Origin of the sequence: Rhizobium sp. SG2393, assembly GCF_042610495.1 — a bacterium.
Classification (GTDB): Bacteria; Pseudomonadota; Alphaproteobacteria; order Rhizobiales; family Rhizobiaceae; genus RU20A.
In genome coordinates this window covers 702,364-725,071 of record NZ_JBHGAP010000001.1, presented here as the reverse complement: position 1 = coordinate 725,071, position 22,708 = coordinate 702,364, and the positions used below count along the sequence as shown (strand labels likewise).

The 22,708-nt window shown below is 65.6% G+C and carries 18 protein-coding genes and 1 pseudogene; 13 read left to right on the top strand and 6 right to left on the bottom strand.

Annotation, left to right across the window (positions count from 1 at the left end; all coding sequences use genetic code 11):
* The first annotated feature begins 24 nt into the window (after positions 1 to 24).
* The 6 genes from ACED18_RS03455 to ACED18_RS03430 all read left to right on the top strand — a co-directional run bounded on the left by ACED18_RS03455 (position 25) and on the right by ACED18_RS03430 (position 6,627).
* Positions 25 to 876, top strand: a complete 852-nt coding sequence (locus tag ACED18_RS03455; protein WP_377289024.1) for a UDP-2,3-diacylglucosamine diphosphatase — start codon at positions 25 to 27, stop codon at positions 874 to 876.
* A gap of 203 nt (positions 877 to 1,079) precedes the next feature.
* On the top strand, positions 1,080 to 2,288 hold the full coding sequence (locus ACED18_RS03450) for an MFS transporter (protein ID WP_377289022.1): 1,209 nt from the start codon (positions 1,080 to 1,082) through the stop codon (positions 2,286 to 2,288).
* Between the two features lie 160 nt (positions 2,289 to 2,448).
* Positions 2,449 to 3,525 (top strand): ABC transporter permease, encoded by a 1,077-nt coding sequence (locus ACED18_RS03445; RefSeq protein ID WP_377291005.1) that lies wholly within the window; start codon positions 2,449 to 2,451, stop codon positions 3,523 to 3,525.
* An 11-nt stretch (positions 3,526 to 3,536) separates the two neighbouring features.
* Positions 3,537 to 4,391, top strand: coding sequence for an ABC transporter ATP-binding protein (locus ACED18_RS03440; RefSeq protein WP_377289020.1), 855 nt, complete (start codon positions 3,537 to 3,539; stop codon positions 4,389 to 4,391).
* A gap of 94 nt (positions 4,392 to 4,485) precedes the next feature.
* Positions 4,486 to 5,856, top strand: coding sequence for an MlaD family protein (locus ACED18_RS03435; RefSeq protein WP_377289018.1), 1,371 nt, complete (start codon positions 4,486 to 4,488; stop codon positions 5,854 to 5,856).
* A 156-nt stretch (positions 5,857 to 6,012) separates the two neighbouring features.
* Positions 6,013 to 6,627, top strand: a complete 615-nt coding sequence (locus tag ACED18_RS03430; protein ID WP_377289016.1) for an ABC-type transport auxiliary lipoprotein family protein — start codon at positions 6,013 to 6,015, stop codon at positions 6,625 to 6,627.
* A gap of 236 nt (positions 6,628 to 6,863) precedes the next feature.
* Here the strand turns inward: ACED18_RS03430 and hemF are convergent, their stop codons facing one another.
* Entirely contained in the window at positions 6,864 to 7,781 is a 918-nt protein-coding gene (gene hemF / locus ACED18_RS03425; RefSeq protein ID WP_377289014.1) for an oxygen-dependent coproporphyrinogen oxidase, read from the bottom strand.
* Positions 7,782 to 7,967: 186 nt separating this feature from the next.
* On the opposite strand from hemF, the gene ACED18_RS03420 reads away from it, so the two are divergent.
* Together ACED18_RS03420 and ACED18_RS03415 are read left to right on the top strand one after the other, a co-directional pair.
* Positions 7,968 to 8,234, top strand: coding sequence for a hypothetical protein (locus tag ACED18_RS03420; RefSeq protein ID WP_377289012.1), 267 nt, complete (start codon positions 7,968 to 7,970; stop codon positions 8,232 to 8,234).
* Positions 8,235 to 8,416: 182 nt separating this feature from the next.
* A complete protein-coding gene (locus ACED18_RS03415) occupies positions 8,417 to 9,376 on the top strand; it encodes a hypothetical protein (protein WP_377289010.1) in 960 nt (319 codons plus the stop codon).
* Between the two features lie 21 nt (positions 9,377 to 9,397).
* Here the strand turns inward: ACED18_RS03415 and ACED18_RS03410 are convergent, their stop codons facing one another.
* Positions 9,398 to 9,868, bottom strand: coding sequence for a tRNA (cytidine(34)-2'-O)-methyltransferase (locus ACED18_RS03410; RefSeq protein WP_377289008.1), 471 nt, complete (start codon positions 9,866 to 9,868; stop codon positions 9,398 to 9,400).
* A 419-nt stretch (positions 9,869 to 10,287) separates the two neighbouring features.
* Between ACED18_RS03410 and ACED18_RS03405 the strand changes: the two genes are divergently transcribed.
* Positions 10,288 to 12,156: an ABC transporter ATP-binding protein gene (locus ACED18_RS03405; RefSeq protein ID WP_377289006.1), complete on the top strand. Its 1,869-nt coding sequence runs from the start codon at positions 10,288 to 10,290 to the stop codon at positions 12,154 to 12,156.
* Positions 12,157 to 12,351: 195 nt separating this feature from the next.
* Here the strand turns inward: ACED18_RS03405 and ACED18_RS03400 are convergent, their stop codons facing one another.
* Positions 12,352 to 13,641, bottom strand: a complete 1,290-nt coding sequence (locus tag ACED18_RS03400) for a sugar MFS transporter (RefSeq protein ID WP_377289004.1) — start codon at positions 13,639 to 13,641, stop codon at positions 12,352 to 12,354.
* Positions 13,642 to 13,952: 311 nt separating this feature from the next.
* On the opposite strand from ACED18_RS03400, the gene ACED18_RS03395 reads away from it, so the two are divergent.
* The 4 genes from ACED18_RS03395 (at position 13,953) to ACED18_RS03380 (ending at position 18,991) form a co-directional block, all read left to right on the top strand.
* The gene (locus ACED18_RS03395) at positions 13,953 to 15,821 is read left to right on the top strand and encodes an ABC transporter ATP-binding protein (RefSeq protein WP_377289000.1); all 1,869 of its coding nucleotides are present in this window, start codon (positions 13,953 to 13,955) and stop codon (positions 15,819 to 15,821) included.
* Positions 15,822 to 16,224: 403 nt separating this feature from the next.
* Positions 16,225 to 16,803, top strand: a complete 579-nt coding sequence (gene petA / locus ACED18_RS03390) for a ubiquinol-cytochrome c reductase iron-sulfur subunit (RefSeq protein WP_377288998.1) — start codon at positions 16,225 to 16,227, stop codon at positions 16,801 to 16,803.
* A 14-nt stretch (positions 16,804 to 16,817) separates the two neighbouring features.
* A complete protein-coding gene (locus tag ACED18_RS03385) occupies positions 16,818 to 18,089 on the top strand; it encodes a cytochrome bc complex cytochrome b subunit (protein ID WP_377288996.1) in 1,272 nt (423 codons plus the stop codon).
* Between the two features lie 23 nt (positions 18,090 to 18,112).
* A complete protein-coding gene (locus ACED18_RS03380) occupies positions 18,113 to 18,991 on the top strand; it encodes a cytochrome c1 (protein ID WP_377288993.1) in 879 nt (292 codons plus the stop codon).
* A gap of 1,182 nt (positions 18,992 to 20,173) precedes the next feature.
* Here the strand turns inward: ACED18_RS03380 and ACED18_RS03375 are convergent.
* From ACED18_RS03375 to ACED18_RS03365, 3 genes and pseudogenes are all read right to left on the bottom strand, one after another.
* Positions 20,174 to 20,983, bottom strand: a complete 810-nt coding sequence (locus ACED18_RS03375) for a hypothetical protein (protein ID WP_377288991.1) — start codon at positions 20,981 to 20,983, stop codon at positions 20,174 to 20,176.
* Between the two features lie 130 nt (positions 20,984 to 21,113).
* A pseudogene (mazG, locus tag ACED18_RS03370) lies at positions 21,114 to 21,944 on the bottom strand (nucleoside triphosphate pyrophosphohydrolase); the annotation flags it as partial.
* Positions 21,945 to 21,961: 17 nt separating this feature from the next.
* The gene (locus tag ACED18_RS03365; protein WP_377288989.1) at positions 21,962 to 22,579 is read right to left on the bottom strand and encodes a nucleoside deaminase; all 618 of its coding nucleotides are present in this window, start codon (positions 22,577 to 22,579) and stop codon (positions 21,962 to 21,964) included.
* Between the last annotated feature and the right edge of the window lie 129 nt (positions 22,580 to 22,708).

The following is a 22,708-nucleotide window of genomic DNA, read 5'->3' as shown; positions in this document are numbered from 1 at the left end:
CAAGCCAAACCCGCGGGAGGCAGCATGTCCGGCAAAAACGCAATCCCCGAGCCGCGCAAGTTCCGCACCCTCTTCATCTCGGACGTTCACCTGGGATCCAAGGCGGCGCGCACCGACTATCTGCTCGATTTCCTGCGCCACCACGAGGCCGAGACGATCATTCTCGTCGGCGACATCATCGATGGCTGGCGGCTGAAGCGCTCCTGGTACTGGCCGCAGGGCTGCAACGACGTCGTGCAGAAGCTGTTGCGCAAGGCCCGCAAGGGCGCCCGCATCATCTACATTCCCGGCAATCACGACGAATTCCTGCGCGATTTCCCCGGCACCCATTTCGGCGGCATCGAAGTGGCCGACCGTCACATGCACACGGCCGCCGACGGGCGCCGCTATCTCGTGCTGCATGGCGACCAGTTCGATGTGGTGGTGCGCAATGCGCGCCTTCTCGCCTATCTCGGCGACTGGGCCTATGACGCGGCCATCGCCATCAATGTCGTGCTGGCAGCCATCCGCCGGCGCCTTGGCCTCGGCTACTGGTCGTTTTCGGCCTGGGCCAAGCTTCAGGTCAAGCATGCCGTCAACTTCATCGGCGAGTTCCAGACGGTGGTGGCGGACGAGGCCCGCGAGGCCGGCGCCGACGGCGTCATCTGCGGCCACATCCACCATGCCGTCATCGCCGATATCGAGGGCATCCGCTACATCAACACCGGCGACTGGGTGGAAAGCTGCACGGCCGTCGTCGAGCACATGGACGGCACGATGGAACTGCTGACCTGGCAGCAGGCGGGCGCCGCCCAGCCCGTCACGGAGACGGATGGGGAAGAGGCGCGCATGACCGAGCAGATGCTATCAGGCATTCTGGCCCGCCCCGCCGCATAGGCGGCGCTGTTGCCCGGTCCTGCATCCGGACGGCTCTCCCGCCGTGCGATGCCGCGTGAGCGGCGCGCGCCACGCCTGGCAGTCGCGACGGCTGAGACATTTTTGCAACCGTCGCGATCCATGCGCCCCCGTGTTGCGGTGCACGCTTTCCGGTCATGGCCGACGCATGGTATCGATTCGTCGTCTCTTCCGATGGATCGTCCATGTCTGCCGCTTCGCCGACCGTTTCGCGGGCGGATGCGCCCCGTTTTTTCGAGGCGCGCATCGCCCTGCTGTTTTCCGCGCCCCTCATCGTCAACGGCGTCGCCATGCCCTTCCTGCCCGTCTGGCTGCACGGGCTGTCGCTGACGGATAACGAGATCGGCGTGCTGCTCGGCCTGCCCATGTTCATCCGCGTCCTGACGGCGCCGGTCGCCGGCGTCATTGCGGATCGCATCCGCGAGCGCGCCAATGTCCTCGTCGTCTCCGCCGCCATGACGCTCGTCATGGCGCTGTCGCTCTTCACCACCAACGGATTCCTCGCCATCCTCATCGCCTACGGCCTGCACCAGGCGTTTTTCTCGCCCTATCTGCCGATCACGGAGGCGATCACGCTGACCGGGGTCCGGCGCTGGCGGTTCGATTACGGGCGCATGCGCTTCTGGGGTTCGCTCGCCTTCATCGGCGCGACGATGATCGGCGGCATGCTGATCGGCCGTCATGGCGGCGGGGTCGTGCTCCCGATGATGGCGATCGGCTCCTTCCTGATGATCGTCACGGCGATCCTTGCGCCGCGCGTCGGGCGGCCGCGCCAGCCGACACCCTTGTCGGGCCTTGCAAGCCCGCCGGCAAAGGCGCTGCGCCAGTTCGATCTCCAGTTGCTGATGCTGGGCGTGGCGCTGGTCAATGGCAGCCATGCCATGCTGTTCGCCTTCTCGGCCATCTACTGGCAGCAGATCGGCTTTTCCGGCACGGCGATCGCGATGCTGTGGAGCGCCGGCGTCTTTGCGGAAGTGCTCGTCTTCATCTTCGCCCGCGCGCTGCTGCGCCGCTTCAGCCTGTGGACGATGATCTTCACCGGCTGCTTCCTCGCCGTCCTGCGCTGGATCATCTTCCCGCACGATCTCGGCTTTCCCGGCTATTTCGTGCTGCAATGTTTCCACGCCTTCACCTTCGCCACCATGCATGTCGGCATGCAGAACATGATGGTGCGGCGCGTGGCCGAGGCGCAGGAAGCCTCCGCGCAGGGGCTCTATTTCTTCTACAACGGCTCCTTCACGGCGCTTCTGACGCTGTTGTCGGGCAGCCTCTTTGCGCTCTACCATGTCCAGGCCTTCTACGTCATGGCGGTGGTGGCGAGCGTCGGCTGCGGGCTGGCGCTCACCGGCTGGCGATTGCGGCCCGGAGGCAACACCCTGCCGGTTCCGACCTGAAAAGCGTGCGGCGCTAATGACACTCGGTCAGGGGTGACCTAATTAAGATATCGTCACTTTCGCAAGATTGAGTTCGGGGCGCGTGAAGGCACAGATCAGACAGCAACCGGAAACGGCCGGAATCACGGTCGAAACCGGCGAGGACGGCACGGCGCGCTTCATGCTGAGCGGCGACTGGCGGCATACGCAGGCGCCGGCGCTGGCGCGCGAGCTGAAGTCCATGCCGCAACAGGACGGCCCCGCCGTCATCGATCTCTCCGGCGTCACCGGCATCGACACGTCCGGCGCCTGGCTCATCCGCCGCCTCATGGCCGGTCTCGGCGGCAAGGATGCGGGCGTGACGCTGGAAGCCGGCGACAGCCGCTACGCCGATTTCATCGAGGCTCTGCCCGAGCGCCTGCCGGAGCCCAAGACGGAAGGCAAGGGACCGCCGCCGCTTTACGAGCGAATCCTCTCGCCGATCGGCCGCGCCGTCGTGTCGTCCTGGCAGGATCTCATCGCCGCCATGTATATTCTGGGCTCTGCGGTGCGCGGCGCGCAGCTGAAGCTCGGGCGCGGCAGCGGGCTGTCGCCTGCGGCCATCGTCAACCAGATCGACCGCATGGGCGTGCAGGCCGTGCCGATCATCCTGCTGATGTCCTTCCTGATCGGCGCCATCATCGCCCAGCAGGGGGCCTTCCAGCTGCGCTATTTCGGCGCCGAAGTCTTCGTGGTCGATCTCGTCGGCATCCTGCAATTGCGCGAAATCGGCGTTCTGCTGACCGCCATCATGATCGCCGGCCGGTCCGGCAGCGCGATCACGGCCGAGATCGGCTCGATGAAGATGCGCGAGGAGGTGGATGCGCTGAAGGTCATGGGCCTCAGCCCCATCGGCGTGCTGGTCTTCCCGCGTCTGGTGGCGCTGACGATCGTGCTGCCGCTTCTGACGATCCTTGCCAATTTCGCGGCCCTTGCCGGGGCTGCGCTCGTCTCCTGGGCCTATTCCGGCATCACATTCGCCACCTTCCTGTCGCGCCTGCAGGAGGCCGTCGATATCTCCTCCGTGCTCGCCGGCATGATCAAGGCGCCGTTCATGGCGCTGATCATCGGCGTTGTTTCTGCGGTCGAAGGCTTGAAAGTCGGCGGCAGCGCGGAATCTCTCGGCAAACACGTCACGGCCTCGGTCGTGAAGTCTATCTTCGTGGTCATCCTCATCGATGGCCTCTTCGCCATGTTCTACGCCGCCATCGACTTTTAAGGGAGGACCGGATGGACACCGACACCAGCCCGCGTCCGACAGAGGATGCGACCCGGCAACCGCCCGGCACGAGCGAAGGCAAGGGCGAGGCGCGCGAGGCGATCCTTTCCGTCAAGGGACTGACCGTCTCCTTCGGCGAAAACACCGTGCTCGACAAGCTCGACCTCGATGTCTATCGCGGCGAGATCCTCGGCTTCGTGGGCGCGTCCGGCACGGGCAAGTCGGTGCTGATGCGCACGGTGCTGCGCCTCCTGCCGCACAAGGAAGGCACGATCGAAATCCTCGGCAAGGATTACGACGCGGCCACCGATGCCGAGCGCCTGCAGCTCGACATGCGCCTTGGCGTGCTCTTCCAGCACGGCGCGCTCTTTTCCTCGCTGACGGTGCTCGAGAACATCCAGGTGCCGATGCGCGAATATCTGGATCTGCCGCAGGACATGATGGACGAGCTGGCACGGCTGAAGATCGATCTCGTCGGTCTCGCCCCGGAGGCGGCGTCCAAATATCCGTCGGAACTGTCGGGCGGCATGATCAAGCGCGCCGCGCTCGCCCGGGCGCTGGCGCTCGACCCGGACCTCGTCTTCCTCGACGAGCCGACCTCGGGCCTCGATCCGATCGGTGCCGCCGAGTTCGACGATCTCATCGCCAAACTGCGCGACACGCTGGGATTGACCGTGTACATGGTGACTCACGACCTCGACAGCCTGTTTTCGGTCTGCGACCGGATCGCGGTGCTGGGCAAGAAGAAGGTGCTGGTCGAGGGGACGCTCGACGACATGCTCGCCTTCGACGACCCCTGGGTGCAGTCCTATTTCAAGGGCAAGCGGGCGCGCTCCGTGGTTGTCGGTGACACAAGTCAGGCATGAATGGCCGGCGCTGAGGCGCCGGTGACTGAAGACGTCGGCGCGACGGGCATCGAGCCCTGAAACGCCTGCCCCGCAAGGAAGATGGCCGGAACGCATGGAAACCAAAGCCAACTACACGATCGTCGGTTTTTTCACCGTCTTCGTCGTCGCGGCGGCCTTCGGGTTCGTCTACTGGATGTCGCAATATGGCCGCGGCGGCGAGATGGCGCCGCTCGTCATCTCCATTCCCGGTTCCGCCAACGGCCTCAGTGTCGGCTCGCCCGTGCGCTTCAACGGCATTCCCGTCGGCTCGGTGAAGGGTCTGGCGATCAACTCCAACGATTCGCGCTATTCGGTCGCCCGCACGGAAGTCTCCGTCGATGCGCCGGTCGTGGGCTCCACCACGGCCAAGCTTGAAATCCAGGGCCTGACGGGCGCGGCCTATATCGAACTGTCCGGAGGCAAGAAGGGCGAGGAAAACATTCTCGCCAAGGCGCTCGAGACCGGCCAGGCGGCGACGCTGACCGCCGACGAATCGAGCGTCACGACGCTGCTGACCACCGCCGACCAGATCCTCGACCGCGCCAATACCGCGATCGGCGACCTCCAGGGCTTCGTCAAGGACGTGCGCGGGCCGCTGACGGAGACGATCGGCAATGCCGAGCGCTTCACCAAGTCGCTCGCCGACAATGCCGACGGTGTGGACAAATTCCTCGAAAGCGTCGCCAACATGTCGGACTCGATCAACTCGGCGTCCGCCAAGCTCGATTCGACCCTTGAGGCTGCCAACAACCTCGTGCGCGCGGTCGATACCAAGAAGGTCGAGACGATCGTTTCCAACGTCGAGACGATGAGCAACGACCTTCGCGCCGCCTCCGGCCAGGTGGCGGACGCTGTCTCCGGCATCAAGCGCACGGTGGAAACCTACGAGACCTTCGGCAAGAACGCGCAGGAGACGCTGAAGCGCGTCGATGCGCTGGTCGCTTCCGTGGATCCGGCCAAGGTCGGCTCGGCGGTCGACAATGTCACCGCCGCATCGGCCGATGCGCGCGCGGCGGTCGCCTCCTTCCAGCGGCTCGGCGAGACCATCGACCAGCGCCGCCCGGATATCGACAAGACCATCGACCAGGCCCGCGACATGATCGAAAAGCTCAACGCCGCTTCCACGCGCGTCGATGGCATCCTCGTCAAGCTCGATGGTTTCCTCGGCGATGCCGATGCGCCGTCGCTCTCGGCGCAGGCGCAGGATACGCTGAAGTCGTTCCGCGCGGTTGCCGACAATCTCAATGCGCAGATCGGTCCGATCGCCGACAACATCAAGCGTTTCTCCGGCTCGGGCCTGCGCGACGTGCAGGCGCTGGTGGACGAGACGCGCCGCACCATGCGCACGCTGCAGGATACGATCTCGACCTTCGACAAGGATCCGCAGCGCCTGATCTTCGGTGGCGAAACGGTCAAACAGTATGACGGGCGTACGCGCCGGTAGGTTCGGGGCGCGGCGAGACCTTTCCGGCGTCGACGCAGGCGCATGGGGAAGAGCGCCGTGCAGAGTGTGTTTCCCTGCACTTTGGCGCGTGGTGTCAATTGCTTTCGGGTCCGCGGCCTCTACATTGCGGACAGGTTTATGAGAGGTTCAGTACAGATGGCGCGTCGTTCAGTCGGTTCGGTCCGGTTTCCCGTCCTTCGGGCCGCAACGTTGCTTGCGCTTTCCGTCCTTACGCTGGCCGGCTGTGCCGGGCAGGCCAAGAACGACACGTTCACGCTGAGCAGCATGCCGGCCGTCGAGGGCCGTTCCGCCAAGGGCCGTCAGCTTCTCGTGCCGGAGCCGACCGCGCTGAAGGCGCTCGACAGCGAGCAGATCGTCGTGCGGCTCTCCGGCGCCGAGCTGCAATATCTCTCACAGTCCCAGTGGAGCGACCGCCTGCCGCGCATGGTGCAGTCGAAGCTCGTGCAGGCCTTCGAATCGACCGGCCGCCTCGGCGGCGTCGGCAAGCCGGGCGAGGGGCTTGCGATCGACTACCAGCTCCTGACCGACATCCGCGCCTTCGAGGTCTCCACCGCAGGTCCGCAGCGCGCCATCGTGGAAATCTCCGCCAAGCTCCTCAACGACCGCAACGGCTCGATCGTCGCCCAGAAGGCCTTCCGCGCCGAACTCCCGGTCGCTGGCTCCGGCAACAAGGCCTTCGTCGCCGGCCTCGACAAGGCCTTCGCTGAAGTCGCCGCCCAGATCGTTTCCTGGTCGCTCAGCGTGATCTGAGGGCAGGGGCGGGCCGCAGGTTTGGTGGGTGGGGGCACCCCCCTCTGTCCTGCCGGACATCTCCCCCGCATGGGGGGAGATCCGAAGGCGGCAAGCTCCGCAAGCCTCTCTCCGGCCTCTAGAATTTCACTGGTTCTGATCGGGGCAGCGGGCACGCCTCTTGCCGATCTCCCCCCTTGCGGGGGAGATGCCCGGCAGGGCAGAGGGGGGGCTGGCGCACCCGCCCAGTCAGACCCTCACGCCGGCCACTTCACCATCGGCGGCATGGACGACAGGATCGACTCCACGTTCCCGCCGGTCTTCAGCCCGAAGATCGTGCCGCGGTCGTAGAGCAGGTTGAACTCCACGTAGCGGCCGCGGCGCACCAGTTGCTCCTCGCGGTCGGCCTCAGTCCAGGGCGTTTCCAGATTGCCGCGCACGATGCGGGGATAGACGAGCGCGAAGGCCTGGCCCACGTCGCGGGTGAAGGCGAAGTCGGCGTCGAAGCCGCCCTTTTCGGCTGGCGAGTGCAGCCAGTCGTAGAAGATGCCGCCGACGCCGCGCGGCTCGTTGCGGTGCTTCAGGTGGAAATAGTCGTCGCACCAGGCCTTCAGGCGCGGATAGTCGGCGATGTCGGCGTGGCGGTCGCAGACGAGCTGCATGGCGCGGTGGAAGAGCTGCGTGTCCGGATCGTCCTGCGTGCGCCGCCGGTCGAGGACCGGGGTCAGATCGGCCCCGCCGCCGAACCAGCGGCTGGTGGTCACCACCATGCGGGTGTTCATGTGCACGGCCGGCACGTTGGGGTTCACGGGGTGGGCGATCAGCGAGATGCCGGAGGCCCAGAACCGGGGATCTTCCTCCGCGCCGGGGATCTGGCCGCGGAACTCGGGCGAGAACTCGCCATGCACGGTCGATGTGTGGACGCCGACCTTCTCGAAGACGCGGCCTTCCATCATCGACATGCGTCCGCCGCCGCCTTCGCCGCCGTCGCGCTGCCAGTCCTTGGCCACGAACCGGCCCGGCGCCTTGTCGGCATTCGGTCCGGTCAGTTCGTTCTCCAGCGTCTCGAAGGCCGCGACGATGGTGTCGCGCAGGCTTTCGAACCACTGGCGCGCCTCCGCCTTCCGCGTCTCGATGTCGTCGGGCAGGCCCTTGGGCAGCTGGGGTCGTTCCATGGTGTCGATCCTGTCGCGGTCGCGCGGGGCCGAAGCGGCGCCGGCACACTGTCACTCCTGCATGACAGTTCGACCATTCGGCCGTCAATTGCAACGGTCAGGTGCGCCGAGGGGCCGCAATCATCTGGAAAGACTCGCAAAATGCGCCGCATCGGCCTATCTTGAAGGCCGTAGCGAGGGCATCCGATGGCAGGCATGAGACCGTTACCACCGCTGGAAGGATTGCGACGGCAGATCGAGCGCCGGCGCGGCGAGACGTCGGGCGAGTCGAAGCGGCGCGATCCCTTCGTGCGCGAGACGTTCCGCATGGACCGCGCGGCGGCACGCGAGAAGGCGCGGGAATGGTTCGACGCCTGGCCCAAGGCCGCCTACTGGACCGAGGTGGAAAGCTGGCGCCAGACCGATGGCGGCGAGATCGAATTCACCATGCGCCGCCTGCCGACGGCAGACTGACAGCCCTTCGCCAACAGCCAATTCTCGAAAAATGACGATTGGCTCAAATTTTAGCAATTGCGCGAAGCGTTCTGCAAAAGATCATCCTCATATTCCCCGCAGAGGCTCGAAGAACCGCGTGACACGGCTCGAAGGGCTCGCATCGGCCATGACGGCCGGTCTTGGGACAGGGGACTTCGAGCATGACGAACATGGGTATTAGCGCAGCGACGGCTTCGGCCCTTTCGCTTCTGAATGGTGTCAACCGGGTACAGCAGCGCGCGCCTGTGCGCGGCGCGACCGCCAAGAAGATCACCACCGCCGTTGCCGCCGATACGAGCGGTTACTGGTCGGCCACGGGCGCGCTCGGCGCCGAGCGCCTGTCGCTCGCCAGTGCCGAAGATGCCACTGCACTCTCCGCAGCGCTTGCCGATTCCGCCGCCATCGGCATCGAGACGGCGCGGGCCGTCGTCGAGCAGATCCGCAAGCGCCTCATTCAGGCCCAGGCCGAATCGGCCGAGAACAAGGGCCGTCTCGACAGCGAGATCGAGCGCCTGAAGGCGCAGCTGTCCGCCGTCATCGCCAAGGCCGGCTTCGGCGGCCAGAACTGGTTGAAGACCGAAACCCATGAAAAGCCGGGGGTGCGCTCCATCATTGCCGCCGTCGAGCCGACCGGAGACCGGCCGCTCGTGCGCACCATCGAGGTCGATACGTCGCGTACCAACCTCATCGCCGAAGGCAATGCCGAGGATGGTCTGCTGACCCGCAGCTACACCGGCCGCACCCGCGCCGGCACGGGCTTCGACTATCATCTGATCGGCGGCATTTCGGAGATCCCCACCTCCGGCGAGGAGATCGGGCTTGACCGCAACACGCGCCTGGACGAGCTCGAAGGCATGATCCGCGCCATCGATGCGATGCTCGGGGGGCTCACCACGGCCCGCACCGTCGTCGGCTCGGCGGCCGCGCGGGTCGAGACCTCCGCCAGCTTCACCCAGATCCTCGACAGCATGGACGACAGCGGCATCGGCCGCCTCGTCAACAGCGACCTGCAGGAAAACGCCGTGCGTCTCGGCGCCGAGCGGGCCCGCGCCGCGCTGAAAAGCCTCGGCTTCGGCATCGCCAATTCCGCACCCCGCGCGCTGGCGAACGTGATGGATTGACCGCCAGCCGTCCGTCCGTCGTCACACGGTGCCAAACCCGCCCGTCTGCCGCAAGGCTTCGCCCGCCACCATCGCCGCCGTCACCGCGACGTTCAGCGAGCGCATGCCGGGCTTCATCGGCACCAGCACACGGGCGTCCGCCGCCGCATGCACAGTCTCAGGCACGCCGGCGCTTTCGCGACCGAAGAGCAGGATGTCGCCATCCGCATAGGCGAAGTCCGTATAGGGGAGGGCGGCCATCGTGCTGGAAAGTACCAGCCGCCGGCCGGTCTGCTGCCGCCAGTCCTGAAACGCCGCCCAGGTCACATGCCGCGTCAGGGCGGCTGCGGCGATGTAGTCCATGCCGGCCCGCTTCAGGTTGCGGTCGGAAAGGTCGAAGCCGGCGGGCTCGATGACGTGCACGCCGAGCCCGAGGCAGGCGGCAAAGCGCAGGATCGTGCCGGTATTGCCGGCAATGTCGGGCTGATAGAGCGCGATGTCGATCATGGCCATCTCCTGGCAGTTCCTCGCGTTTGCTGTTCCGCCGGGTCGGGCGGCAGGCGTTTCGGCGGGTAGTCGATCTGTGCCGATTTGGCAACAGGCCGGCCGCTTCTGCCGAAAATGCAGGCAGGCGGGCTGGCGAGCATCTGCAAAAGCCGGTAGACATATCCCATCTCAACGCGAACCGACGGAGGGCTGCCGAATGACATTTCTGTTTCTTGCGCCATCCGCATGGCTTGGCGGCGCTTCGCGCCCCTGACCGGTTCTGCCGTCCGCATCGATTGCTCTGACATCGATACCGTGCCGTCCGGTCTGCCCCGCCCAAGGGTATCCGGTTCGTGACCGTTTGAGACCGGCTCCCTGCTTTCGACATATGTCCTGCCGCCACGGTCCGTTCCCGGCTGATTGCGGCCCCTATCAGGAGTTTTTCCATGTTCGCCTGGTTCGAATCCCGGCTCAATCCCTTCCCGACGGAGGAGCCGACCGCACCGCCGAAGGGTCTCTTCGCCTTCTGCTGGCACTATACGCGCCCGGCCGGGCCGTGGCTGGCGCTGCTCGGCCTCTGCTCCATGCTGATCGCGTTCGGCGAAGTCTTCCTCTACCAGTTCCTCGGCAACATCGTGGACTGGTTGTCGACGGCCAATCGCGAGACGTTCCTGCAGGACGAAAGCACCCACCTGATCTGGATGGCGGCGCTGCTTCTCATCGGCCTGCCGCTCGTCGGTACGCTGCACACGCTGACCATGCATCAGGCGCTGGCCGGCAATTATCCGATGATCGCGCGCTGGCAGATGCACCGCTATCTGCTGCGCCACTCCATGACCTTCTTCGCCAACGAATTCGCCGGCCGCGTCTCCACCAAGGTGATGCAGACCTCGCTTGCCGTGCGCGAAGCGGTCATGAAGATCATCGACGTCTTCGTCTATGCGATCAGCTTCTTCGTCTCGATGCTGGCGCTGGTGATTGCCGCCGACTGGCGTCTCGTGGTGCCGCTCGTCGTCTGGTTCATCGCCTATGCGGCCATCCTGCGCTACTTCATCCCGAAGCTTCGCAAGTCCTCGAGCGACCAGGCCGATGCCCGCTCGATGATGACGGGGCGCGTGGTGGACAGCTACACCAACATCGCGACGGTCAAGCTCTTCTCCCATGCGGGCCGCGAGGAACACTATGCCCGCGAGGGCATGGGTGCCTTCCTCGGCACCGTCCACCGGCAGATGCGGCAGATCTCGGCGCTCAACATTCTCGTCGACATCAACAATGCCGTGGCGATCTTCGCCGTGGCCGCCCTCGGCATCTATTCCTGGCTCACGGGCACCATCTCGGTCGGCGCCATCGCAGTCGCGATCGGCCTTGCCATGCGCATCAACGGCATGTCGCAGTGGATCATGTGGGAGGTCGCAGCCCTCTTCGAAGCCATCGGCACGGTCTATGACGGCATGAGCATGATGACGAAGGCGCATGACATCGTTGACAAGCCGGCAGCCCCTCAGCTGACGGCCCCGCGCGGTGCGATCCGCTACGACAACGTCACCTTCCACTACGGCAAGGCGGGCGGTGGCGTCATCGAGGGCCTGACGCTCGACATTCGTCCGGGCGAGAAGGTCGGCCTCGTCGGCCGCTCGGGTGCCGGCAAGACGACGCTGATGAACCTGCTCCTGCGCTTCTACGATCTGGAAGGCGGGCGCATCACCATCGACGGCAAGGACATCGCGACGGTGACGCAGGATAGCCTGCGCGGCCTGATCGGCGTCGTCACGCAGGATACCTCGCTTCTGCACCGCTCCATTCGCGACAACATCGCCTATGGACGGCCCGAGGCGAGCGATGCGGAGATTGTCGAAGCGGCGAAGCGGGCGAATGCCTGGGACTTCATCGTCGATCTCGAGGACATGCAGGGCCGTCGTGGCCTCGATGCGCAGGTCGGCGAGCGCGGCGTGAAGCTCTCCGGCGGCCAGCGCCAGCGGATCGCGATCGCCCGTGTCTTCCTCAAGAACGCGCCGATCCTGATCCTCGACGAGGCGACCTCGGCGCTCGATTCGGAAGTGGAAGCCGCGATCCAGGAAAACCTCTTCGCCCTCATGGAAGGCAAGACGGTGATCGCCATCGCCCACCGCCTGTCGACGCTGACGGAGATGGACAGGCTGATCGTGCTGGAGCACGGCCGCGTGGTCGAGACCGGCAGCCACGGCGAACTCGTCGATCACGGCGGCATCTACGCCGCCCTCTGGGCCCGCCAGTCCGGCGGCTTCCTCGCCGACGACACGGAAGAGGCGGCGACGGAGACTGTGCCGGCTCAGTGAGACGACACCGAAATGACAAAGGGCGCCGCGAGAGATCACGGCGCCCTTTGTTGTCTTCGTCAGCGTCTCTTCCCACCGTCGTCCTCGGGCTTGACCCGAGGATCCACGCCACGCCCGCACGGCTTGCTGCATGGATGGTCGGGTCAAGCCCGACCATGACGGAGAGGGAGTGCCCAGATATCGACCAGCACGCCCTTACGCCGGGCGGCTGCCCTTTGCTCCGTAATAGGCGATGTAGAGGTAGCAGATGACCGGCATCAGGAAGGCGTGCTGGATGCCGAACGTGTCGGCGAGCGCGCCTTGGGCGAGCGGCAGGATGGCGCCGCCGACGATGGCGAGGCACAGGATGCCGGAGCCCTGGCTGGTGTGGCGGCCGAGGCCGTGGAGCGCCAGCGAAAAGATCGTCGGGAACATGATCGAGTTGAAGAGGCCGATAGCCAGCACCGCCCACATGGCGAGCGAACCCGAGGTGAAGACGGTGACGAGCAGGAGTGCGGTCGCCGCCAGCGCGTTGAAGGCGAGCGCCTTGCCACCGGGGATGGTGCGCATCGCGGCCGAGCCGATGAAGCGGCCGATCATCGCGCCGCCCCAGAAATAGGCCACGTAATGGGCGGCTTCGGCCTCCGGCATGCCGGCGATCGATGATTCGCCCAGGAAGTTCACGAGGAAGCTGCCGATCGAGACTTCCGCGCCGACATAGAGGAAGATCGCGACGGCACCGAGCACGAGATGCCTGTGGCTCCAGGCCGAGCCCGTGTCGGCGATCGGCGAGAGGTCTTCGAGATCGTCCACTTCGGGCAGGCGCAGCGCCGCAAAGAGCGCGGCAAGGGCGAGAAGGGCCGCGGCAAGGCCCATATAGGGCAGCTTGACGGCCGCGGCTTCCGCCGCCTTCACGGCGTCGATCTGCTCAGGCGTCATGGTGGCGGTCGCGGCGGCCGCGCCGCCGAGGATCAGGAAAGCGCCGAACATCGGGGCGACCGTGGTTCCCAGCGAATTGAAGGCCTGCGTCAGCGTCAGGCGGCTTGCGGCCGTGTCCGGCGGGCCGAGCACGGTGACGTAGGGGTTGGCGGCCACCTGCAGCAGCGTGATGCCGCTGGCGAGCACGAAGAGCGCGCCGAGAAAGAGCGGGTAGGAGCGCTCGGAGGCCGCCGGCACGAAGAGGCCGCAGCCGATGGCGGCGACGACGAGGCCGGCGACGATGCCCCACTTGTAGCGGATGCGCTTGACGATGGCGCCGGCCGGCAGCGACACGAGGAAATAGGCGCCGAAGAAGCAGAACTGGATCAGCATCGACTGCGTGTAGTTCAGCGAGAAGACATTGCGCAGATGCGGCACGAGAATGTCGTTCAGGCAGGTGATGAAGCCCCACATGAAGAAGAGCGAGGTGAGCGCGACGAGCGCGAAGCGAAAGCTCGTGGGACCGGAAGCGGTCGTAGCGGCGCCGGACGATGCGGCCGCCGCCTTGGTCTGTGGAATGGATGCCACGGGTGAACCCTTTGTCGAAAGTGCGCCGCTCCTTCGGGAGGCTGAGGGCGGACGCGACGGTTGACGGGGCCTTCCGGCTCATGGGAGCTCGCCGGCAGGCTGTCATCGGAAAATGGGCGGCGTTCGAAGCGCCGCCGCTTGCCATCGGGAGACGGCATGGGCGCGATCTATGGCTCTCGTCGCCGCTTGGCAAGCATCCAAAACGCTTTGGCCGCATGTTTGCCCCACTCTTGCGCCGCAGGCGTGCTGCCGGGCACCTTCCTTGACGAAGTTTAATTTGCCGCAGCGCGGGAAGGGGCTATATCAGCGCCATGATGAACCGGCTCTTCCGAACCTTCGAAACCTGGATCGATCCCTTTGCGGAGCGCGACACGCTGCAGCCGCCAAAGCCGCTTCTCGCCTTCATCTGGTTCTACCTGCGTCAGGCGAAGCTCCCCTTCTTCCTCATGCTCGTGCTCGGGGGCGCCACCGCCGGCATCGAGGCCGCGACCTTCTGGTATGTCGGCCGTATCGTCGACATTCTTGATACGCTGAAGCCCGGCGACGGCTGGAGCGGGCTGATCGCCGCCCACGGGCTCGAACTTCTCACCATGCTGCTGCTCGTCGGCGTGGTGCGTTTCCTCGTCGCCTTCCTGACGGCGCTGATCGACCAGCAGGTCATCACGCCGGGCTTTTACAATCTGGTGCGCTGGCAGTCCTACGTGCATGTGGCGCGCCAATCCATCTCCTTCTTCCAGAACGATTTTTCCGGCCGCATCGTCACCAAGGTCTGGTCGGCGGGGCAGGCGACCGGCGATGTCATGACCTCCTTCATGGAGAGCATCTGGTTCGTGGCGATCTATGCGGTCTCCACGCTGGTGCTGATCGGCAGCCTCGATCTGAAGCTCGCCGCCATCGTCCTCCTCTGGATCGCGGCCTTTGCCGGTCTTGCGCGCTATTTCGTGCCGCGCATCCGCGAGCATTCGCGCGCCTCGGCTGAAGCCTCCTCCATGCTGTCGGGCCGCATGGTGGATGCCTATTCCAATATCCAGACGCTGCGCCTCTTCGGCCGCGACGAGGAAAACGACCGCTACATGCGGGCCGGCTTCGACATTTTCCAGGAAACCATCATCCGCTTCACGCGGCTTCTGACCGCCGTGCGCGCCTCCATGTCGCTGCTTTCGGGCGTCATGATCGTCTCCATGGCGGCCCTGTCGATCCATCTCTGGCTCTCCGGCCTCGTCACCTCGGGCGCCGTCGCCTTCACCATGGCGCTCGTGCTTCGGCTCAACTTCCTGCTCGGACGCCTGATGACGCAGCTGAACGGCATCATGCGCAACATCGGCACGATCCAGAACTCCGCGGACCTCATCTCGCAGCCCATCGGCCTTGTGGACCGGCCGGAGGCGAAGCCGCTTGTCATCCAGCGACTCGAAGTCCGCTTCGAAAATGTCCGCTTCCACTACGGCCGCGAGAGCGGAGTCATCGATGATCTCTCGCTCGTGGTTCGCCCCGGCGAAAAGGTCGGCATCGTCGGCCGCTCGGGTGCGGGCAAGTCCACACTCGTCAACCTTCTGCTGCGCTTCTACGACGTCGAGGGCGGGCGCATCCTCATCGACGGACAGGAAATTGCGGCCGTCACGCAGGAAAGCCTGCGCGGGCAGATCGGCATGGTCAGCCAGGACACCTCGCTGCTGCACCGCTCGATCCGCGACAACATCCTCTTCGGCCGCCCGGATGCGGACGAAAAGGCGCTCAGGGACGCGGCTGACAAGGCCGAGGCGCTGGATTTCATCGAGCGGCTGGAGGACCAGCGCGGCCGCAAGGGGTTCGATGCCCATGTCGGCGAGCGCGGCGTCAAGCTTTCCGGCGGCCAGCGCCAGCGCATCGCCATTGCCCGCGTCATGCTGAAGAACGCGCCGATTCTCGTCCTCGACGAGGCCACCTCGGCGCTTGATTCGGAGGTGGAGGCCGCCATCCAGTCCAATCTGGAGCGGCTGATGCAGGGCAAGACCGTGCTCGCCATCGCGCATCGGCTTTCGACCATTGCCGCCCTCGACCGACTCGTGGTCATGGATCGCGGCCGGATCGTCGAGGACGGCACCCATCACGACCTTATCCGCCGCGGCGGGCTCTATGCCGATCTCTGGAACCGCCAGTCCGGCGGCTTCATCGCCCGCGACGAGGCGGCGGCGGAATAGGCGAGGGGCGGCTGACGCGTTTTCCCCGCCATTCCAGCCGCTTGCGCCCCGTCAAGTCAGCAAGCGGCAATCCCGCGACATTGTGGCCCGTTGCCATTGCGACACTGGACATGGACGCTGTTCGCGCATAGAACGCGGCGGATTGACGGGGAATCTGTGTCCGGCCGATGGCAGGCGAGGCGGGGCACACGGGAGGAGGGTTCAAAAATCCTTTCCGTGTTTCAAGCTCGCTTATTGATCTGGCGCAATTTCTTCGTTCAACTGCATGCGGGGGCAAGGGTTTAGACCCGTTCCGGCGGGGTGGCGAAAGGCCGCTTTCGTGTCCGGGATGCGGTTCGACGGAGCACCGGGCGACAAGATGTGCGGTTTCCGCAAGAGAAATGCGTGAGAGGATGGTTTGACCGTGAGCGAACACGAGACAACGAGCGAAACGTCCGGCGAGCCGACTCGCCGAGATTTCCTGTACCTGACGACCGGCATGGCCGGTGCCGTCGGCGCCGCGGCCGTAGCCTGGCCCTTCATTGACCAGATGCGTCCGGACGCATCGACGCTGGCGCTCGCCTCCATCGAGGTCGACGTGTCGAGCCTGCAGCCCGGCATGTCGCTGACGGCCAAGTGGCGCGGCAAGCCGATCTTCATCCGCAACCGGACCGACAAGGAAGTGGAAGAGGCCAAAGCCGTCCAGCTTGCCGATCTCAAGGATCCGATCGCCCGCAATGCCAACATCGCGCCGGACGCGCAGGCGACCGACATCGATCGTTCGGCCGGCGAAGGCAAGGAAAACTGGATCGTCATGATCGGCTCGTGCACGCATCTCGGCTGCGTGCCGCTCGGCCAGTCCGGCGATTTCGGCGGCTGGTTCTGTCCCTGCCACGGCTCGCACTACGATACGGCCGGCCGTATCCGTAAGGGCCCGGCACCGCAGAACCTTGCCGTTCCGACCTTTTCGTTCGTCAACGACACTGTCATCAAGATCGGTTGAGGGGACACCTGATAATGAGTGCAGATCATTCGACCTACCAGCCGTCGACGGGGATCGAGAAGTGGATCGACTCGCGCATGCCCTTGCCGCGTCTCGTCCACGACAGCTTCATCTCCTACCCGGTTCCGCGTAACCTCAACTATGCCTACACCTTCGGCGCCATGCTGGCGGTGATGCTCATCGTGCAGATCCTGACGGGCGTCGTGCTCGCCATGCATTATGCTGCCGATACGACGGTCGCCTTCACCTCCGTCGAGAAGATCATGCGCGACGTCAACCACGGTTGGCTCTTGCGCTACATGCATGCGAACGGCGCGTCGTTCTTCTTCATCGCCGTCTACCTGCATATCGGCCGCGGTCTCTACTACGGTTCCTACAAGGCCCCGCGCGAAATCCTCTGGATCCTCGGCGTGGTCATCTTCCTGCTGATGATGGCGACCGCCTTCATGGGCTACGTGCTGCCCTGGGGCCAGATGTCCTTCTGGGGTGCCACGGTTATCACCGGCTTCTTCTCGGCCTTCCCGTGGGTGGGCGAGTGGATCCAGCAGTTCCTGCTCGGCGGCTTTGCCGTTGATCAGCCGACGCTGAACCGTTTCTTCTCGCTGCACTACCTGCTGCCCTTCATGATCGCCGGCGTCGTCGTGCTGCACATCTGGGCGCTGCACGTCACGGGACAGACCAACCCGACGGGCGTCGAAGTGAAGTCGAAGACCGACACCGTGCCCTTCACGCCCTATGCGACGCTGAAGGATGCGCTGGGCGTCTCGATCTTCCTGATCGTCTATGCCTGGTTCGTCTTCTACATGCCGAACTATCTCGGCCACCCCGACAACTACATCATGGCGAACGCCCTGAAGACCCCGGCGCACATCGTTCCGGAATGGTACTTCCTGCCCTTCTACGCCATGCTGCGCGCCATCACCTTCAATGTCGGCCCGATCGACTCCAAGCTTGGTGGCGTTCTCGTGATGTTCGGCGCGATCATCGTGCTGTTCTTCCTGCCCTGGCTCGATACGTCCAAGGTCCGTTCGGCCGTCTACCGTCCCTGGTACAAGCTGTTCTTCTGGATCTTCGTCGCCAATGCCATCATGCTGGGCTGGCTCGGCGCCATGCCGGCGGACGGCATCTACGTGACGCTGTCGCAGACCGGCACGGCCTACTACTTCGGCTTCTTCCTCGTGATCCTTCCGCTGCTCGGCCTGTTCGAGACGCCGAAGCGCATCCCGAACTCGATCACCGAAGCGGTCCTTGAAAAGAGCGGCAAGACCGCTGCGGCCAAAGCCTGAGAGCGCGTGAGAGGAATACATCGATGAAGAAGCTTGTCACGAGCATCGCTCTGATCGCCGCGCTGGCCGGATTTTCCGGCCAGGCCATGGCTGCCGAGGAGCACGGCGATCTCGCCGCGCTCGCCGAACATGCCGCCAAGGCCGGTCACTATCCGATCCTGAAGCCGAAGCAGGAAAGCTGGACCTTCGCCGGCCCGTTCGGCAAGTACGACAAGGGCCAGCTGCAGCGCGGCCTCAAGGTCTACAAGGAAGTCTGTTCGGCCTGCCACTCCATGAACCTCGTCTCCTTCCGCACGCTGGAAGGCCTCGGGTATTCGGATGCGCAGGTAAAGGCTTTCGCCGCCGAGTACGAAGTGCAGGACGGCCCGAACGGCGACGGTGAAATGTTCACCCGCAAGGCCGTTCCCTCCGATCACTTCCCGTCGCCCTTCCCGAACGTGGAAGCGGCAGCGGCCGCCAACAACGGCGCGGCGCCGCCGGACATGTCGTTGCTCGCCAAGGCCCGCGGCATCACCCGTGGCTTCCCGCAGTTCGTCTTCGACATCTTCACCCAGTACCAGGAAGGCGGCCCGGATTACATCCACTCGCTGCTGACCGGTTACCAGGAGCCGCCGGAAGGCGTCACCGTCGCGGAAGGCACGCATTTCAACCCGTACTTCGCGAACGCCGCGGCACTTGCCATGGCGCCGCCGCTCTCGGACGACCAGGTCACCTATGACGACGGTTCGCCGCAGACGGTCGACCAGTACGCCCGCGACGTCTCCGCCTTCCTGATGTGGGCCGCCGAGCCGCATCTGGAAGACCGCAAGCGCACCGGCTTCATGGTCATGGTGTTCCTGCTGATCTTCACCGGCCTCGTCTACCTCACGAAGAAGTCGGTCTACGCCACCAAGGAACATTGATCCGCGATCTGCGGTTCATGCTCCGACCTATCCGAAAGGCGGCCTGCGGGCCGCCTTTTTGCGTTGTCGCGGGCTTAACGACCGTGCGGCCTTCTCTGGAGACGCAAGGCGAAGCCAGCCTCCGTGTTCTCGCCCCTAGGCAGAGCATCCACACCGCAAGCGCATCGGGTACGGCGTGGATGCTCGGGTCAGGCCCGAGCATGACGGCAGTCGGAATGGCTGTTCGGGTATATCAGAGGCGTCGAAATCCGCTGAGGGATGCGGTTCCTCGCCCTCGGCACCGCCCACTCACCGTCATCCTCGGGCTTGACCCGAGGATCCACAGCCACAGGCGCGGCGCCGCATGGGTGCTCGGGTCGAGCCCGAGGACGACGCAAGGAGTGTGTTTCTCCGTCGGTTGTCCCCTGCAAAGCATGTGCGCTATCACTTTGCACGCCCTGAATCCGTTTCATCGCGCCCCGTATTTGCCCCCTTTTCCCCCTCCGGCGCGGGCGGCCTATCATCGTCGTCGCTCCGCCATCGGATGCACCGGCAGGCGTGCCGGCGAGGCGGGGCCGGCGCAAGACGGAGGGGAGGGACGCATGCCCTTCCGTCGCGGGTTCGCGAAAGGATCGACCGGTGGGCTGCATGAATCCTGCCGGGGAGGCCGCAAGGCCACAGGAACGCGATGGCGGCGGGTGGAAGACCGCCGTCCTGTAAAACCTGGCGTCTGGGACGTCTTTCAAAGCCGCGTCCCTTGCGCCGGACGAGATGCCGGGACGAGCCGGTTTCCGTTCTACCGATCAGGCTTGCGAGCAAAAACCGCCGAACGGGGCGCGCCACGGGCGCTTTTCCTTTTCCATCCCATCCCGCGCCGGTGGCGCGCCCCGTCCGACCTGACCGTAACCCCGGCGTTGTCGCGCGCGGGGGTGTTGGTGCGGAGGGCGCGCAGGTGCGGGTGGGCCCGGTATGGGGTGTGGTGCTACCCCCCTCTGTCCTGCCGGACATCTCCCCCGCAAGGGGGGAGATTGGCAAGAGGCAGGCTCATCGCTCCACATCGCAGCCGGCACGATCCCGTCATGTCGCCCTCCGAAGCCATTGAATGAGCATGCTGCCGGCGCGCCCTGCCAATCTCCCCCCCCTTGCGGGGGAGATGTCCGGCAGGACAGAGGGGGGGTGCTCCCACGCACGACCGCGAAAAAACTACCCCCCACCCATCCCGTAGAGATACAACCGCGTCCCGCGCCGGTCGGAGAGCTCCCATACCTCGTCGGCCTCCACCTCCGGCACGGCGAAGCTGTTGGAGACGAAGAGGCTGCCCGGCTTCATCTGACGCCTGGCCTTCTCAAAGAGGGCGGGCATGGGTTCGGGCGAGAGGAAGGCGTAGACGAGATCGCTGTCGCCGAGATCGGTCTCCCAGAGGCTGACCCGCGCGATCGAACCGCGACCCGTGAGGCGGGAGAACAGCCAGGACAGCGCGAAGGCGAAGGGGGCGGTCTCCACGCCGCGCGCGGTGCGGCCTTCGCCGTCGAGCGCGCGCACGACATCGCCGAGGCCGGAGCCGAGGTCGAGGGCGCTCGTCAGGCCGCGCTCGCGCATCAGCCCCTTCAGCGCCTCCGCCGTCACGCGGTTCGTCAGGTAGAGCGGCACGCGCTCCCGCGCCGTGTTGGAAAAGACGAGCGAGAGCAGCAGGAAGGCGAGCCCGAAGGGCCAGGCGGGCAAGGTGCCGGCGGTCATCAGCGTCAGCCAGATCGCCAGCGGAAAGCCGGCGCCGATCCAGATCCACCAGACGGGCAGTCCGGCAAGGCGCGTCAGCCCGGCGGCGATGCCGGCCTCGGCCAGTGCTGCGGACATCAGCAGCCAGAGCGGCAGGCCGGGGTCCGCCTCGCCGCCGCTTGCCGAGTCCATGGGAAGAGCGGCGCGCAGCCCGGCCAAAAGCGCAAGGGCGACCACCAGCGCCACGATCTGGATTGCGGCGGCCGACAGCAGCGGATGACGGCGAGCGAGCGGCATCACCGCCTCATCGACGCCCGGCGGAGACGGCGCCATCCAGCGTCGATGTCGCGGGGAAGCTCGCAGGCGATGTCGCAGCACCCGACGTATCGGCGTCCTCCGAAGCCGACCCTACCGCCGCCGCGCTCGCTGCCTCACCCTCCGCTGCCGGTTCCAGACGCTTGGCGTCCTGCCAGAGTTCTTCCATCCGCTCCAGCGTGGCGGCGCCGATGTCCTCGCCCATGTCGGCCAGCACCTGTTCGATATGGCCGAAGCGGCGGCGGAACTTGGCATTGGTGGCACGCAGCGCCTCTTCTGGATCGGCTTTCACATGGCGGCCAATATTGACGACGGCGAAGAGAAGGTCGCCGAGTTCGCCCTTCACCTTGTCCGTCCCGCCCGCTGCCAGCGCCTCGCGCAATTCGGCGATCTCCTCCTCGATCTTGTCGAGGATGGGGGCGGCGTCCGACCAGTCGAAGCCGACGGTCGCGGCCTTCTCCTGCAGGGCCAGCGCCTCCGTCAGCACCGGCCCGCGCCTGACAGCGTCGAGCAGCCCCGGCGTGTGCGTGATCCCGCGCGCGGCGCGGCGGGCGGTGCGTTCGGCCTTCTCCTCGGCCTTGATCGCCGCCCACTGCGCCTTCACGGCGGCGGGCGTATCGGCGTCGGAGCGGGCGAAGACATGCGGATGGCGGCGGATCATCTTCGTGGTGATGGCGTTGACGACATCGCCGAAGGAAAACTCTCCGGCCTCCTCCGCCATGCGGGCATGGAACACGACCTGCAGCAGCAGGTCGCCCAGCTCGTCGCGCAGGTCGTCCATGTCGCCGGTGTCGATCGCCTCGGCTACCTCGTAGGCCTCCTCGATCGTGTAGGGCACGATGGTCTGAAAGGTCTGTTCGATATCCCAGGGGCAGCCGGTCTCCCGGTCGCGCAGCGCCGCCATGATCTCGATGAGGCGGGCAATGTCGGTCGAAGGCTGCATGGGGAGGTCCGATCAGCTCAGTTCAGCGGGATGTCATTGTCGCCCTTGGACGACTGGTAATTGTCGGAAAGGGCCGCATAGCGCGCCCGGATCGCCTCGGCGCGGGCTTCCAGGCTTGCGCGCTCGGGGGAGGCGGCGATCAGTGCGGCGATGGCGTCGGAGACCCAGTAGGCATTCTTGCGCGCATACTGTCCCGGCTCCAGCTTGAAGACCTCCTTGAGGATCTTCAGGTCGTGCGGGATCGAGAAGGCGTCGCGGCTGTCCTCGTGGCTGAAGAAATAGTAGAAATTGTCGAATCCCGCCCAGGTGATGGCCGAAAGGCACATGGAGCAGGGCTCGTGGGTGGAGAGGAAGACGAGATCCTTCGTGTCCGGCCGTTCGCCCATCTCGTAGAAGCGCTTCAGCGTGTGCACCTCGCCGTGCCAGAGCGGGTTTTCCGTCTCGTTGTTGGTCTCGGCCAGCACCAGCGAGAGATCGGATTTGCGGAGGATCGCCGCGCCGAACACCTTGTTGCCGGCTGCCACGCCCTTCTCCGTTAGGGGCAGGATGTCGTTTTCGATGACGGAGAGAAGCCGGTCGGCCAGATCGCCCGCCGTCCTGTCGCTGGTCGGGGTCGTTTCGCTGGTCAGGGTCATCGCCGCTCTCCTTCGTCGTCTCTCTTCCGTTCCCGGCACCATTTAGCGGGCCGTCGCGCGCTCTTGCAACGGCCGGAAACCGGAATGCACCGCAAGTTTGGGTGCGCCACGCGGCAGCGGCGCCGGGGA